Genomic DNA, 14,663 nt, shown 5'->3' with positions numbered 1-14,663 from the left:
ATGGGCGGATGGACGACGACGCGGACGGAAGCCCGGTGCCCGGCTCCGGGCTGGAGCCGGACATGGTGCCCCACCTCGACGAGTTCCTGCTGGCCCGGATCGCCGAGGACGAGCGCATGGCGCGGGACGCCGCCACCGCCGGCGGGCGTGCGGACTGGGACGCCGGCCGCCTGGGTGACCGGGCGCCCGAGGGGGCGGCGGTGCACGTCGCCCGGCACGACCCCGCCCGCGTGCTGGCCGACTGCGCGGCCCGCCGCCGGCTGGTGCTCGCCTGCCGCGACAGCCGGCCGGACCTGGCCTTCCTCGGCGCCCGGCCCCCGGGCATGGCCGGGTTCCCGCTGAGCCCCGGCGACCGGCACCAGCTGGCCGCGCTGGCCCTCGCCCTGCTCGCCGCGCCCTACGCCGGCCATCCCGACTACCGCCCCGAGTGGCGCCAGTGACGGCCGGGACGCGCCCACAGGGGGTTCCCAGCCGGCGCCCAGCCCGGTCCGGGGGGAGCGGCCGAGGCTGAGCGGCACCTGCCCCCCAGCACCCCGGAGCACCCGTGACGCCCGACCCGATCCCGTCCGCCGCCACCTACGAGGGCCGGCCGCTGCCGCGACCGGACGAGGAACTCGTCGACCAGGGCCTGGCCTTCGACGTCGGCACGCTGCTCAGCCGCCGGCGGCTGCTGGCGCTGCTCGGCCTGGGGGCCGCCACCGCGGGGCTGGCCGCCTGCGGCGGGAGCAGCGGGAGCAGCGCGGCCGCGTCGTCGTCGGCGTCGTCCTCCGGCGCCGGGACGGCACTCGGGGAGATCCCCGACGAGACCGCCGGGCCCTATCCCGGCGACGGCTCCAACGGCCCGGACGTGCTGGAGCAGAGCGGCATCGTGCGCCGCGACCTGCGCTCCAGCTTCGGCGAGTACAGCGGCACCGCCGAGGGCGTGCCGATGACCCTGGAGCTGACCGTCACCGACCTGGCCGGGGGCGGGGTGCCCTTCGAGGGCGTGGCCGTCTACGTGTGGCACTGCACCCGCGAGGGCGGCTACTCGCTGTACTCCGCGGGGATCACCGACCAGAACTACCTGCGCGGGGTGCAGGTGGCCGGCGCCGACGGCACGGTCATTTTCACCAGCGTGTTCCCGGCCTGCTACGACGGGCGGTGGCCGCACATCCACGTCGAGGTCTATCCCGACCAGGCCTCGATCACCGACTCGACGGCGGCGATCGCCACCTCGCAGGTGGCCCTGCCCCAGGACGTCTGCGAGACCGTCTACGCCACCGCCGGCTACGAGGCGTCGGTGGCCAATCTGTCGCGGGTGTCCCTCGACGGCGACAACGTCTTCGGCGACGACGGCGGCGCGAGCCAGCTGGCCACCGTGACCGGCAGCGCCGGCAGCGGCTACACCGTCCGCCTGGCCGTCGGGGTGGACACCGGCACGACGCCGTCCGGCGGGGGCGCTCCCGGCGGCGGCGTGCCGCCGGCGCCGCCGGCGAACTGACCGCGGAACCGGTCCAGGTGTAGCCCGCGGCCGGAGTGGGGACCCCTGGAGGACGGCCGGCGACGGCGCGTCGAAGCAGGGGGACGGACACCGGTGACTGCCGTCGAGGACGGATCCCTGGTCCTGGGGGACCGCTACGAGCTGCAGCAGCTCATCGCCACCGGGGGCATGGGACAGGTCTGGCGGGGCCACGACCGGCTGCTCGACCGCGCGGTGGCGGTCAAGGTGCTGCGCAGCGAGTACGCGGTCGACCCCACCTTCGCCGCCCGCTTCCGGGCCGAGGCGCAGCACGCCGCGGCGCTGCACCACCCCAACATCGCCGCCGTCCTCGACTACGGGGAGACCACCGCGGCGGACACCGGCGAGACCGTCGCCTTCCTCGTGATGGAGCTGGTCGAGGGCTCGTCGCTGTCGGCGCTGCTGTCGGCCGAGGGACGGCTGGCGCCCGACGCGGCGCTGTCGGTGCTCTCCCAGGCCGCCGCGGCGCTCGCCGAGGCGCACCGCTCCGGCCTGGTCCACCGGGACGTGAAGCCGGCGAACATCCTGGTCCGCCCGGACGGCGGGGTGAAGCTCACCGACTTCGGCATCGCCTGGTCGGCGGCGAGCGTGCCGCTGACCCGCACCGGCCAGGTGATCGGCACGCCGCAGTACATGTCGCCGGAGCAGGCGGAGGGCCACGGCGTCAGCCCCGCCAGCGACGTCTACGCCCTCGGCCTGGTCGGCTACGAGACCCTCGCCGGGCACGCCGCCTTCGACGGGGACAACCCGGTCACCGTGGCGCTCAAGCAGGTGCGCGAGCAGCCCGAGCCGCTCCCGGCCGACCTGCCGGCCCCGGTGCGCTCGCTGATCGAGTCGGCCCTCACCAAGGACCCGCACGAGCGCATCCCCGACGGGCGCGCCTTCCTCGACGCGATCGAGGAGACCATCGACCGCCCCCGGGGCGCGGCGGGACCGGCGCCCCGGCCCGGGCCCGCCCCCCCCCCCCCCGGCGGGCCGCCCCCGCCCCCCCCCCCCCCCCCCCCCCCCCCCACGGCGCTGGTCGTGCTGGCCGCCGTCCTCGCCGTGCTGGTCGTCGCCGGGCTCGGTGCGGCACTGCTGGACCGCTCGCCCGCTCCATCGGAGGGCACGGCGACCGCCGAGGAGCCCGCCGCGGCCACCGGCATCGTCCTGGACGTCGCCGATCACGTCGGCCGGCCGGCCGAGGACGTCGTCGCGCAGCTCACCGCGCTGGGTCTGGTCGTCACCACGCGGGAGCGCACCACGGCCGACCGGCCGGCCGGCACCGTCGTCGACGTCGGCCCCGCCGGCGTCCGGCTGGAGGAGGGCGACGCGGTCGTGGTGACCGTCGCGGTCGCTCCGTCCGCACCGGCGGAGGAGCCGGCCGCGCCGGCCCCGGTCGACGTCCCGGCGGTCGAGGTGGACGACGCGCAGCCGGCCCCCGCACCGGAGCCCGTCGCGGAGCCGGGGACGAGCGCACCCGCGAGCGACACCCCGCCGGCGACGGTGCCGCCGCCGACCGATGCGACGACTCCGGAGCCGGGCACCACCGCTCCCGGCACGACCGACCCGGGCACGACCGACCCGGGTACGACCGGTCCCGGCACGACCGGTCCCGGTACGACCGACCCCGGCACGACCGACCCCGGTACGACCGACCCGGGCACCACCGACCCCGGTACGACCGACCCGGGCACCACCGACCCCGGTACGACCGACCCCGGCACGACCGACCCCGGCACCAGCGCGCCGGCCGGCACCACCCCGGCACCGGGCGACCCCGCGGCTGGTTGACTGCGCGTCGGCGGCGGTGCCGCCGACGGACCCCGGGAGGACGGCCGTGCACCTCGGCGTCGACAGCTTCGTGGCGGCGGTGACCGACCCGGCGACCGGCGAGGTCGTCGGCGCGCAACAGCGGATGGCCCACCTGCTGGAGGAGATCGCCCTCGCCGACGAGGTGGGGCTGTACTCCTTCGGCATCGGGGAGCACCACCGCGAGGAGTACTACGACTCCGCGCCGCCGGTGATCCTCGCCGCGGCCGCCGCGCGGACCTCCCGCATCCGGCTGGGCAGCGCGGTGACCGTGCTGAGCGCGGCCGACCCGGTGCGGGTGTTCCAGCAGTTCGCCACGCTCGACCTGATCTCCGGCGGGCGGATCGACCTGGTCGTCGGCCGCGGCTCGTTCACCGAGGCCTTTCCGTTGTTCGGCCTGTCGCTGGCCAACTACGACGAGCTGTTCGAGGAGAAGCTGGACCTGCTGCTGCGGATCCGCGAGTCCCCGACGGTCACCTGGTCCGGCCGGCACCGCCCCGCGCTGACCGGGCAGGGCGTCTATCCGCGGCCGGTGCAGGACCCGCTGCCGATCTGGGTCGGCGTGGGCGGCTCGCCGGAGTCCTTCGTGCGTGCCGGGCTGCTCGGGCTGCCGCTGATGGTGGCGATCATCGGCGGTGAGCCGCGCCAGTTCGCCGGGCTCGTCGACCTCTACCGCCGGGCCGGCGCGCACGCCGGGCACCCGCCCGAGGCGCTGCAGGTGGGCCTGCACGTCTTCGGGTTCGTCGCGGAGACCACGCAGGCCGCGGCCGACACCATCTATCCCGGCTGGCACGAGATGTTCACGAAGGTCTCCCGCGAGCGCGGGTTCCGGCCGCCGTCCCGGGCGCAGTTCGACGCCACCAGCGGGCCGGACGGCGCGTTCTTCATGGGCGATCCGGAGACCGTCGCGGCCAAGCTGGTGCGGATCTCCGGTCAGCTCGGCGGCGTCGACCGCGTCTCGATGCAGATGACCAACCCGCGCCTGGCGCACGCCGACCTGCTGCGCGGCATCGAGCTGCTGGGCACCGAGGTCGCGCTGCGGGTGGCCGGCGCCTGACCGGTCAGACGACGACCCAGTCGGCGTGCTTGCCGGCCCGCTGGTCGCCCGACGACCGCCGGCGCAGCCGCCGCTGCACCCACGGCAGCACGTGCTCGCGGTAGTAGCGCACCTCGGTGCGCAGCCGCCGCGGCGGCTCCGGCGCCGGGTCGACCACGTGCGCGGCCACGTCGGCGCCGAGGGCGCGCAGCACCAGCCCGGCGACCCGGCGGTGCCCGGCCTCGGCCAGGTGCAGCCGGTCGGCCGACCAGTAGCCGGGACGGCGGATCTCCTCGTCGGAGAAGCAGTCGACGAAGGTCAGCCCGTAGCGGTCGGCGAGCACGCCGATCCGGCGGGTCAGCGTGGCCGCCCGGCGGTGCACGGTGCGCCCGAACGGTAGCCGCTGCGACGGGTCGGGACCGGCCAGCAGGACCAGCTCCACGCCGGCCTCGGCGCAGCGGAGCACCGCCCGCTCGGTCAGCTCCACCAGCCGGGCCTCGTCGACGCCCGGCCGCAGCATGTCGTTGCCCCCGCCGTTGAGCGTGATGAGCGTGGGCGGCGGGTCCAGCGCCAGCGCGGTCTCCAGCTGGCCGGTCACGATCGGCTCGAGCAGCCGGCCGCGGACGGCGAGGTTGGCGTAGCGCACGTCCTCGCCGGTGGTCGCCGCCAGCCCCGCCGCGACGAGGTCGGCCCAGCCCCGGACGCTGCCGTCGGGGAGCTCGTCGCCGACCCCCTCGGTGAAGCTGTCGCCGATCGCCACGTACCGCACGGTGCTGCTCTCCTGACTGGTCCCGGGTCGCCCCCGCGAGGATAGGTGGGGCCGGGGGTTCGTCCCGCCCCGGGAGCGGGCACCACCCGACCGACGGTTTCCGACGGCACGGGAGGCAGGGCGATGACCGAGCAGCGCAGCGGGACGACGGGCGGCCCGCAGGACGAGGAGGGCTCGCACGCCAGCGTCGGCGGCGGGGTCGAGCAGGCCGGCGGCGGCCGCACCGACGCCGAGGTCGGCGTCGACGAGGCGATCGGGCAGGAGCCGGCCGACCCCGCGTGAGCCGCGGTTCCCGGTCCGGCCGGCCGCCGCACGCCCGTCCCATGTCGCGCACGGTCGTCACGGCGGCGTAACCGGCCGGCAGCGCGCCCTCCCCAGGATGGCGGGACCACCCGCCGTCCCGGAGGAGCCCCGTGACCGTCCCCGACCTGACCGCCTTCACCGACCTCGGCGTGCACACCCCCGCCGACGGGGTGGACGCCGCCGCCGCGTTCTACCGCCGCTGGGGCTTCGTCGTGCTGCGCGACGTGCTGCCCCCGGAGCTGGTCGACGCGATGGAGCGCGAGTGCGTCGCCGCGCAGCAGGGGGTGCTCGCGGGCGAGCTGGACCCCCGGTACGGCTCCACGCGCTACCTCGACGACGCCGGCAAGGCCGAGCGGTTCGTCAACTACGTCGAGTACGTGGAGGAGCTGGCGCCCAGCATCGGCCGGGCGCTGGCCACGCCGGCCCTCGCCGGGCTGGTGACCGCGCTGCTCGGCGAGGGGTTCTGGCCCAGCCGCAACGGCGTCGTCTACCAGGACGCCCGGCCCGGCCGCGAGTCCGGCTACACGCGGATCGGCTGGCACGCCGACTGGCAGGCGGTGCCGCACCTGGACATCTGGCCGGGCACCGCGTTCACCGTGCACATCGACGGCACCAGCCCGGCCAACGGCTTCCTCCGCGTGGTGCCGGGCAGCCACCTGTGGGCCACGCCGTCGCCGTTCGAGAACGTCAACGGCGCCGTCGTCCCCGAGGGGGCGCCGGCCGCCCGCGGCTACACCGACACGCCCCCGCCGCAGCCGATGCCGCTGGGCTTCGAGGCCATCCGGGGCGAGCTGCCGGTGTACGTCGAGCGCGGGGACGTGATCCTGCACGACGCCTACCTGTGGCACTCCGCGGCCCGCGCCACCGACGACGACACGATGCGCCGGCACGTCCGCGGTGGCTGGCACGGCGGCGACCCGGCGCTGCGCGACGTCGAGACCGGGTTCGTCAAGAACGCCGCGCGCTGAGCGGTCCGCCCGGCTCCCGACGGCGAGGAGCCGGGCGGCGCCCGGTCAGCGGGGGAGCGCGGCGTCGACCTCGTCGAGGAAACGCTGGCGCAGCGAGGCCGGCAGCCACGCCGTCTCGAAGGCGTTGCGGGCCAGCGTGGCGACCTCCTCCACGGTGAGCGGCGTCTCGGCGTGCACCCGCTCGTAGCACTCGCCGATGTAGCCCTCGAAGTAGGCGGGGTCGTCGGAGTGCACGCTGACCCGCACGCCGGCGTCCAGCAGCCGCTTGGTCGCGCCCTCCCACGCCGAGCCGCGCACGAAGCCGTTGGAGATGGGGCAGACGGTGAGCCCGATGCCGCGCTCGACGACCTCGGCCAGCAGTGCCGGGTCCTCCAGCACGTTGACGCCGTGGTCGATCCGGTCCACGCCGATGACGTCGAGCGCCTGGCGGATGTGGTCCAGCGTGCCCGGCTGGTCCAGGTCGCAGTGCATGGTGAGCAGGTAGCCCTCGGCGCGGGCCCGGGCGAAGACGGCCGAGAACTTCACCGGCGGGTTGCCGCGCTCGTCGGAGTCCAGGCCGACGCCGATGATCCAGTCCTTGTAGGGCAGCGACTCCATGAGCGTGGCCATGGCGTACTCGGCGGAGAAGTCGCGCAGGAAGCACATGATCAGCTCGGCGTGCAGGTCGAGGGTCCGGCGGGCGTCGACGACCGCCCGCCGCAGCCCGCGGACGACGGTGCCGAACGGCACGCCGCGCGAGGTGTGCGCCTGCGGATCGAAGAAGATCTCCGCGTAGCGGACATTCTGCGCCGCTGCACGGGTGAAGTACGCCGTCGCCAGGTCGTAGAAGTCCTGCTCGGTCTGCAGCACCTGCATGTTGCGGTAGTAGCCCACCAGGAAGCTGGCCAGGTCGGAGAACGGGCTCTCGCGGCGCATCTGCTCGGCGTCGGCGAACGGCAGCTCGATGCCGTTGCGCCGGGCCAGCTCGAACACCTGCTCGCCCTCGAGGGTGCCCTCGATGTGCAGGTGCAGCTCGCACTTGGGCACGGCCGCGACGAACGCCGACACGTCGGATCCGGAAGTCATGACGCGGAGTCTCCCGCCTGCCCGTTTCCCGGCTGTTGCCGTGCGGCCGCGACGACCTCGCGCAGCGTCTCGCCGTCCCGGGCCACCCAGGCCCGCCCGTCGTCGCCCAGCACGATCGGCCGCTGGATCAGCCGCGGATGCCCGGCCAGCACGCGGATCCACACCTCGGCATCCCGCGGCAGGTCGCGCAGGCCGAGCTCACGGGCCAGCGGCTCGGACATCCGGGTGATGTCCCAGGGCTGCAGGCCCAGCGCGGTGAGGGCGTCGCGCAGCTCGGCCTCGGTGGGCGGGTCGTCCAGGTAGCGGCGCAGGGTGACCGCGACGCCGGCCCCGGCCAGCTCGTCGCGGGCGGTGCGGCACTTGGAGCACGAGGGGTTGAACCAGACCTCCACGCCCCGACCCTAGGCGGCGCCCCGGCGGGGTAGGGAGCCGCCGTGGAGTGGCTCTCGGACCCGGGCTCCTGGGCGAGCCGGCTCGTGCTGACCCGCGGCCTGGCGCTGGTCTACCTGGTCGCCTTCGTCGCCGCGCTGCGCCAGTTCCGGCCGCTGATCGGCACCGACGGCATGCTGCCGGTGCCCCGCTTCCTCGCCCGGACCACGTTCCGGCGGGCACCCAGCCTGTTCCACCTGTACTGGTCCGACCGGTTCTTCGCCGCCGTCTGCTGGACCGGCATCGCCGGCTCGGCGGCGGCGCTGGCCGGGCTGGTCGACCGGTTGCCGCCGGCCGGGTGGATGGCGGTGTGGGCGCTGCTGTGGGCGCTCTACCTGTCGATCGTCAACGTCGGGCAGATCTGGTACGGCTTCGGCTGGGAGTCGCTGCTGGTGGAGGCGGGCTTCCTGGCCATCTTCCTCGGCCCGGCCGACGTCGCCCCGCCGGTGCTGGTGCTCTGGCTGGTCTGCTGGCTGCTGTTCCGGCTGGAGTTCGGCGCCGGGCTGATCAAGCTGCGCGGCGATCCGTGCTGGCGCGACCTGACCTGCCTGCGCTACCACCACGAGACCCAGCCGATGCCCGGCCCGCTCAGCCGGTGGTTCCACCTCCTCCCGCCGCGGCTGCACACCGTTGAGGCGCTGGCCAACCACGCCACGCAGCTGGTGGTCGTCTGGGCGCTGTTCGCGCCGCAGCCGGTGGCGACCGGCGCGGCCGCCGTGGTCCTCGTGACCCAGGGCTACCTGGTCATCAGCGGCAACTTCGCCTGGCTGAACTGGCTGACCCTCGTGCTGGCCACCGGGGTGGTCGACGGCCGGGTCTGGGAGGCGCTGCTCGGCCTGGATCCGCCGGCCCGGCTGTCCGCGCCGGCCTGGCACACCTGGCTGGTCGTCGTGGTCACCGCCGGGCTGCTGGTGCTCGGCTGGCGGCCGACCCGCAACCTGTTCTCGCGGCGGCAGGTGATGAACGCCAGCTTCGACCCGCTGCGCCTGGTCAACACCTACGGCGCCTTCGGCTCGGTCACCCGGGTGCGGCACGAGGTGGTCGTCGAGGGCACCGACGACCCGCGGCCCGGGCCCGACCGGGTCTGGCGGGAGTACGAGTTCCGCGGCAAGCCCGGTGACGTGCGCCGCCGTCCGCCGCAGGTCGCGCCCTACCACCTGCGGCTGGACTGGCTGATGTGGTTCGTGGCCATCGACCCCGGCTACGGAGGGCGCTGGCTGCGGCCGTTCCTCGAACGGCTGCTGGCCGGCGACCGCGCCACCCTGCGGCTGCTGCGCTCCTCGCCGTTCCCGCCCGAGGCCCCGCCGGTGGCCGTGCGGGTGTCGCTGTACCGCTACCGGTTCACCACCCGCGCCGAGAAGCGGGCCACCGGGGCGATCTGGTCGCGCACCCCGGAGGGCGTGCTGGTGGACCCGGTCACCATGGCCGACCTCCGCCCGCCGCACCGCTGAGGCCTCCCGCGCCCCACGGGTGACACGGGAGGGCAACGCGGCCGTGGCACTGTGGGTCCGTGTCGAACGCAGCGCCCGGCGCCGACCCCCTCACCGCGCCGCCCGGTCCCCAGGACGCCACCGCGCCCCGCAGCGCCGAGCACGCCCGCCTGGCCGAGTCGTCGGACATGTCCGCGCCGTGGCGCACCTGGGGCCCCTACCTCGCCGGCCGGCAGTGGGGCACCGTCCGCGAGGACTACTCCGAGGACGGCGACGCCTGGGCCTCCTTCCCGTTCGACCACGCCCACGCCCGCGCCTACCGCTGGGGTGAGGACGGCCTGGGCGGCATCTGCGACCGCTGGGGGTTCCTCAACTTCTCCGTCGCGCTGTGGAACGGCCGGGACCCGCTGCTCAAGGAGCGGCTGTTCGGGCTGACCAACGCCGAGGGCAACCACGGCGAGGACGCCAAGGAGTACTGGTGGGCCCTCGACGGCACGCCCACGCACTCCTGGATGCAGTGGCTGTACCGCTATCCCCAGGCGGAGTTCCCCTACCGGCAGCTGCGCGAGGAGAACGCCCGGCGCACGCGGCTGGACCGCGAGTACGAGCTGGCCGACACCGGCGTGCTGGACGAGGACCGCTTCTTCGACGTCCAGGTCACCTACGCCAAGGCCGCGCCGGACGACGTCTGCATCGTCGTCTCCGCCACCAACCACGGCCCCGACCCCGCGCCGCTGCACCTGCTGCCGCAGGTCTGGTTCCGCAACACCTGGTCGTGGGGCCGCGAGCACCGGCAGGGCCTGCTCACCCAGCTGCAGCCGCCGACCCTCACCGTCGGCGGCCTGGAGGCCGTCGAGGCCGAGCACGGCTTCCTCGGCCGCTACGTGCTCACCGCCGAGGGCGCGCCGCGGGTGCTGTGCTGCGAGAACGAGACCAACGCCGTCGCCCTGTTCGGCGCCGAGCGCAACGCCAGCCCCTATCCCAAGGACGGCATCAACCGCCGCGTCGTCCACGGGGACCGCTCGGCGGTCAACCCGTCGGACTCGGGCACCAAGGCCGCGTTCTGGTATCGGTGGGACGCCGTCGCGCCGGGGGAGACGGTCAGCGTGCGGCTCCGGCTGCGCCGCTCGGACCCCGACGACGATCTGTTCGGGGCGGAGTTCGACGCCGTCCTCGCCGCGCGCAAGGCCGAGGCCGACGACTTCTACGCCTCGGTCATCCACCCGAGCCTCTCCGACGAGGACCGGCACGTGGCCCGGCGGGCCTACGCCGGGCTGCTGTGGACCAAGCAGCTCTACCGCTACGACGTGTCCCAGTGGCTGGACGGCGACCCGGCCTCGCCCGCCCCGGAGGCCCGGCGCGCCCGCGGCCGGCGCAACACCGGCTGGCGCCACCTGGCCCTGGCCGACGTCATCTCCATGCCCGACGAGTGGGAGTACCCGTGGTTCGCCGCGTGGGACACCGCCTTCCACTGCATCCCGCTGGCGCACGTCGACCCGGACTTCGCCAAGGAGCAGCTCGTCCTCATGTGCCGCGAGTGGGCCATGCACCCCAACGGGCAGCTGCCGGCCTACGAGTGGGCCTTCGGCGACGTCAACCCGCCGGTGCACGCGTGGGCGGCCTGGCACGTGTACCGGATCGACGGCTACCGCGACCAGCAGTTCCTCATCCGGGTCTTCACCAAGCTGCTGATGAACTTCTCGTGGTGGGTCAACCGCAAGGACTCCGACGGCTCCAACCTCTTCGAGGGCGGGTTCCTCGGGATGGACAACATCGCGCTGTTCGACCGCTCGGCGCCGCTGCCGCCCGGACACCGGCTGGAGCAGTCCGACGCGACCAGCTGGATGGCGTTCTACTGCCAGCAGATGGCCAAGATCGCCCTCGAGCTGTCGCGTTTCGACCAGGCCTGGGACGGCACGGCGACGAAGTTCTTCGAGCACTTCCTCTCGATCGCCCAGGCGATGAACGCGTTCGGCTCGCACGAGGTGTCGCTCTGGCACGAGGACGACGGCTTCTTCTACGACGTCCTGGTCACCCCGGAGGGGACCGCGCACCCGCTGCGGATCCGCTCGATGGTCGGGCTCCTGCCGATCCTCGGCGTCACCGAGGTGCCCTCCTGGATCGGCCGGGACGTGCCGGACCTGGCCAACCAGCTGCGCTGGCTGCAGCGCCGCCGGCCGCACCTGATCGGGCCGCTGCGCAGCCGGTCGGCGCCCGAGGGCCGCAAGATGATCCTCTCCCTGGTCAGCAAGGAGCGGCTGGAGCGGATCCTGGAGCGGATGTTCGACCCGGGGGAGTTCCTCTCGCCCTACGGCATCCGCTCGCTGTCGAAGGCCACCGGCCAGGTGGTCGCGCGCTTCGGCGACCGCGAGTTCGGCATCGAGTACGAGCCGGGGGAGTCGCGCACCGGCCTGTTCGGCGGCAACTCCAACTGGCGCGGGCCGATCTGGTTCCCCGTCAACGTGCTGCTGGCCGACAAGCTGCGCACGCTCGGCCGGTTCTACGGCGACGAGTTCACCATCGAGATCCCCACCGGGTCCGGTAACCGCCGCACCCTCGTGGAGGCCGCGGACCTCATCGACGCCAGCCTCACCGCGCTGTTCCGCCCCGTCGACGGCCGGCGGCCGGCCGACGGGCAGCGGATCGAGGCCAGCGACTCGCCGCTGTGGCGCGAGCACCCCACGTTCTGCGAGTACTTCGACGGCGACACCGGCGAAGGACTGGGCGCCACCCACCAGACCGGCTGGACCGCGCTGGTCGCCCACCTGCTCAACCCGCGGCTGCCCCCGGACCCGCGGTTCTCCTGAGCGGGAGTCGAGCCGGCCCCGCGGCCGGAATCGCGCTCCTGGCACCTGACCGGGGGATACGAGCCGCGCTCGGCTCAAGACCGGGCTCCGGGTTCCCGATGGTCGATGGGGCCGCTCCCCGCGGCCGACCGATCCGAGGAGTACACCCCCATGCGTTCCCTGTCCCGCACCGCCGCCACGGTGGCCGTCGCCGCCACCACCGTCCTGGGCCTGTCGGCCTGTGGCGGCGGTTCCGTCGAGGAGTTCTGCGCGGTGTACGCCGCCATCGAAGACGCCGACGAGGCCCGGGCGCCGGAGCTGCTGGACGACCTCGCCGACGCCGCGCCGACCGACGAGCTCGAGGAGGCCGCGGAGACCCTCAAGGAGATCTACGAGGAGAGCGACGGCGGCGAGGAGGACGTGCCGGAGAGCCGGCAGGGCGAGTTCCTCGCCGCGCTCGGCACGATCGGCAACTACGCCGACGAGAACTGCGAGGGCGGCAGCGAGGAGTGAGGTCCGGGCGCCGCGCCCCCGATCCGGGGTGCGGCGCGCGGCCGAGCAGCAGGGCCCGGACACGACGGAGCCCCCGCGGTCGCCGACCGCGGGGGCTCCGTCGCGTTCCGGTGGCTGCCGGTCAGCGCAGGCCGGTCACTCCGACTTCTCCAGGGCCTCGGCGACCCGGCGGTGCGCCGTCCAGATCTCCTCCGGCAGGCCGGCGAAGGCCGAGAGGTGCTCCTCGCGGTGCGCCATCTCCTGCCGCCACCGCGCCACGTCGATCGTCAGCAGCTTCTCCAGGTCGCCGGGCCGCAGGTCGACGCCGTCCAGCTGGAGCTCCTCCGGCGTCGGCACGATCCCGACCGGGGTCTGCGTGCCGCTGACCTCGCCCGCCTTGAGCTGCATGAGCCACAGCAGGGCGCGCAGGTTGTCGCGGTACCCCGGCCACAGGAAGTGGCCGTCCTGCGGGTCGCGCTGGAACCAGTTCACGTGGGCGAACAGCGGCTTCTCGGTCGCCGCGCCGATGATCTTCAGCCAGAGCTCGGCGTAGCGGCCCTCCGGCACGGCCATGAACGGCCGCATCGACATCGGGTCGTAGCGCAGGACGCCCTCGGTGCCCTCGGCGGCGAAGGTGGCCTCCGCGCCCAGGGTGAGGCCGTCGTAGACGCCCTCGGGCACGTCGGTGATCGCGCGGATCAGCGGCTCGCGGTCCCGGGTGCGGCCGCCGAAGATGATCGCGTCGATCGGCACGCCCTTGGGGTTCTCGTAGTCCGGCGCGATGTTCGGCACGTTGGCCAGGGTCGTGGTGAACCGGCTGTTCGGGTGGGCCCACGGGGCACCCTGCTCGCCGGCCGGCCGCTCGCTGATGAGCGCGCCGGTCCAGTCCCGCCAGCCGTCGGTGTCGGCCGGCGGCTCGGGGGACTTGCCCTCCCACCAGACGTCCTGGGTCTTCTCGTTGTAGGCGACGTTGGTGAAGATCGTGCCGGTACCGGGGGCGATCGCCGCGACGGCGGTGGGGTTGGTCGCCTCGTTGGTGTCCTTGGCGACGCCGAAGACGCCGAACTCCGGGTTGATCGCGTAGATCTTCCCGTCCTCGGGGTCGACCCGCAGCCAGGCGATGTCGTCGCCGTAGAACTTCACGTGGTACCGGTCGCCGAGGGCGTCGGGCGCCAGCGTCATCGCCAGGTTGGTCTTGCCCGAGGCGCTCGGCATGCCGCCGCAGACGTGGTACGTGTGGCCGGTCTCCTTGTCCTCGATGCCCAGCAGCAGGAACTGCTCGGCGAGGAACTCCCCGGACCGCCAGCCGTCGTAGGCGCCCTGCCGCAGGCCGTGGGCGATCTTGCCGAGCAGCGCGTTGCCGCCGTAGGACGAGCCGTAGTGCAGGATCGTCCGCTCGTCGGCGACGGTGACGAAGTAGCGCTGGTCGTCCGGGGTGCCCTGGCCCAGGCTGTCGAGGTCGCCGGTGACGTGCACGCCGCGGACGAAGCTGTCGGGGTCGGCCAGGTCGTTGACGTACTCCACGCCGACCCGCGCCATGCGGATCATGTGCAGGACGACGGTGCGGGCGTCGGTGAGCTCCACGCCGGTGGCGTAGCCCTGCAGCGGGGAACCGGGCGGCGCCATCAGGTAGGGGACGACGTACATCGTCTTGCCCTCGGAGGCGCCGCGCATGCGCTCCTCCTGGATCGCGCGCATCTCGTCGGCCGGCCGCCAGTTGTTGTAGACGCCCTTGTCGGCGGGGTCGCTGGTGGCGACCACGGTGCGCTCCTCGGAGCGCGCGGTGTCCTTGGGGTGGCTGCGCGAGTAGTAGCGCCCCTCGCCGGCCGGGAGGATCTCGCCGGCCTGCAGCGCCTCCTGGACCAGTCGGGCGTCGTCGGAGGCGTTGACCACCTCGACCCGGGCGGCACCGGTGTGCTCGGCCCACTGCCGGACGAAGTCGCGCACGCGACCGTTCGTCAGTCCTGCTTCGTCGAGCACGGCGTCAACGGCGGCCACGACCCACCCTCTTCCTCGCGGGTTCCTCCTGCCACCGCGCCTCCCGGCGTGCGCGGTGCGGCCCGCTGGAGGGGGAACCTACCGAGTCGGCCGCGGGC

At 74.5% G+C, this 14,663-nt stretch carries 13 protein-coding genes; 9 read left to right on the top strand and 4 right to left on the bottom strand.

Going from position 1 to position 14,663, the window contains the following annotated elements; all coding sequences use genetic code 11:
* Positions 1 to 8 precede the first annotated feature (8 nt).
* From ACI79R_RS14890 to ACI79R_RS14875, 4 genes are all read left to right on the top strand, one after another.
* The gene (locus ACI79R_RS14890; protein WP_456574421.1) at positions 9 to 440 is read left to right on the top strand and encodes a DUF6221 family protein; all 432 of its coding nucleotides are present in this window, start codon (positions 9 to 11) and stop codon (positions 438 to 440) included.
* Positions 441 to 544: 104 nt separating this feature from the next.
* Positions 545 to 1,480 carry a 3,4-dioxygenase subunit beta gene (locus ACI79R_RS14885; RefSeq protein ID WP_456574420.1) on the top strand — a complete coding sequence of 312 codons (936 nt, stop codon included), beginning with the start codon at positions 545 to 547 and terminating at the stop codon, positions 1,478 to 1,480.
* 93 nt (positions 1,481 to 1,573) lie between these two features.
* Positions 1,574 to 3,271, top strand: coding sequence for a serine/threonine-protein kinase (locus ACI79R_RS14880; RefSeq protein ID WP_456574419.1), 1,698 nt, complete (start codon positions 1,574 to 1,576; stop codon positions 3,269 to 3,271).
* Positions 3,272 to 3,317: 46 nt separating this feature from the next.
* Positions 3,318 to 4,346: an LLM class flavin-dependent oxidoreductase gene (locus tag ACI79R_RS14875; protein WP_456574418.1), complete on the top strand. Its 1,029-nt coding sequence runs from the start codon at positions 3,318 to 3,320 to the stop codon at positions 4,344 to 4,346.
* 4 nt (positions 4,347 to 4,350) lie between these two features.
* Here the strand turns inward: ACI79R_RS14875 and ACI79R_RS14870 are convergent, their stop codons facing one another.
* Positions 4,351 to 5,094, bottom strand: a complete 744-nt coding sequence (locus ACI79R_RS14870; RefSeq protein WP_456574417.1) for an SGNH/GDSL hydrolase family protein — start codon at positions 5,092 to 5,094, stop codon at positions 4,351 to 4,353.
* A gap of 123 nt (positions 5,095 to 5,217) precedes the next feature.
* Here ACI79R_RS14870 and ACI79R_RS14865 point away from each other — a divergent pair, with 123 nt between their 5' ends.
* Together ACI79R_RS14865 and ACI79R_RS14860 are read left to right on the top strand one after the other, a co-directional pair.
* A complete protein-coding gene (locus ACI79R_RS14865) occupies positions 5,218 to 5,376 on the top strand; it encodes a hypothetical protein (RefSeq protein WP_456574416.1) in 159 nt (52 codons plus the stop codon).
* A gap of 131 nt (positions 5,377 to 5,507) precedes the next feature.
* A complete protein-coding gene (locus ACI79R_RS14860) occupies positions 5,508 to 6,365 on the top strand; it encodes a phytanoyl-CoA dioxygenase family protein (protein ID WP_456574415.1) in 858 nt (285 codons plus the stop codon).
* A 45-nt stretch (positions 6,366 to 6,410) separates the two neighbouring features.
* On the opposite strand, the gene add is transcribed toward ACI79R_RS14860, so the two are convergent.
* A complete protein-coding gene (gene add / locus ACI79R_RS14855) occupies positions 6,411 to 7,430 on the bottom strand; it encodes an adenosine deaminase (protein ID WP_456574414.1) in 1,020 nt (339 codons plus the stop codon).
* Positions 7,427 to 7,822, bottom strand: coding sequence for an ArsC/Spx/MgsR family protein (locus ACI79R_RS14850; RefSeq protein ID WP_456574413.1), 396 nt, complete (start codon positions 7,820 to 7,822; stop codon positions 7,427 to 7,429). Before ACI79R_RS14850 ends, add begins: the two co-directional genes overlap by 4 nt.
* 42 nt (positions 7,823 to 7,864) lie before the next feature.
* Between ACI79R_RS14850 and ACI79R_RS14845 the strand changes: the two genes are divergently transcribed.
* The 3 genes from ACI79R_RS14845 (at position 7,865) to ACI79R_RS14835 (ending at position 12,588) form a co-directional block, all read left to right on the top strand.
* Positions 7,865 to 9,310: a lipase maturation factor family protein gene (locus ACI79R_RS14845; protein WP_456574412.1), complete on the top strand. Its 1,446-nt coding sequence runs from the start codon at positions 7,865 to 7,867 to the stop codon at positions 9,308 to 9,310.
* Between the two features lie 59 nt (positions 9,311 to 9,369).
* Positions 9,370 to 12,096, top strand: a complete 2,727-nt coding sequence (locus ACI79R_RS14840) for an MGH1-like glycoside hydrolase domain-containing protein (RefSeq protein ID WP_456574411.1) — start codon at positions 9,370 to 9,372, stop codon at positions 12,094 to 12,096.
* A gap of 150 nt (positions 12,097 to 12,246) precedes the next feature.
* On the top strand, positions 12,247 to 12,588 hold the full coding sequence (locus tag ACI79R_RS14835; RefSeq protein WP_456574410.1) for a hypothetical protein: 342 nt from the start codon (positions 12,247 to 12,249) through the stop codon (positions 12,586 to 12,588).
* 135 nt (positions 12,589 to 12,723) lie between these two features.
* Here the strand turns inward: ACI79R_RS14835 and ACI79R_RS14830 are convergent, their stop codons facing one another.
* Entirely contained in the window at positions 12,724 to 14,565 is a 1,842-nt protein-coding gene (locus ACI79R_RS14830) for a phosphoenolpyruvate carboxykinase (GTP) (RefSeq protein WP_456574409.1), read from the bottom strand.
* Positions 14,566 to 14,663 lie beyond the last annotated feature (98 nt).

This window comes from Blastococcus sp. SYSU D00820 (assembly GCF_054050695.1).
Note: the sequence above shows the minus strand (reverse complement) of the source record. Positions and strands in the feature narration are given on the sequence as shown.

Coding starts and splice junctions, on each gene's coding strand:
- ACI79R_RS14865 (WP_456574416.1), top strand. CDS start 5,218: ATGACCGAGCAGCGCAGCGGGACGACGGGCGGCCCGCAGGACGAGGAG.
- add (WP_456574414.1), bottom strand. CDS start 7,430: ATGACTTCCGGATCCGACGTGTCGGCGTTCGTCGCGGCCGTGCCCAAG.
- ACI79R_RS14890 (WP_456574421.1), top strand. CDS start 9: ATGGACGACGACGCGGACGGAAGCCCGGTGCCCGGCTCCGGGCTGGAG.
- ACI79R_RS14835 (WP_456574410.1), top strand. CDS start 12,247: ATGCGTTCCCTGTCCCGCACCGCCGCCACGGTGGCCGTCGCCGCCACC.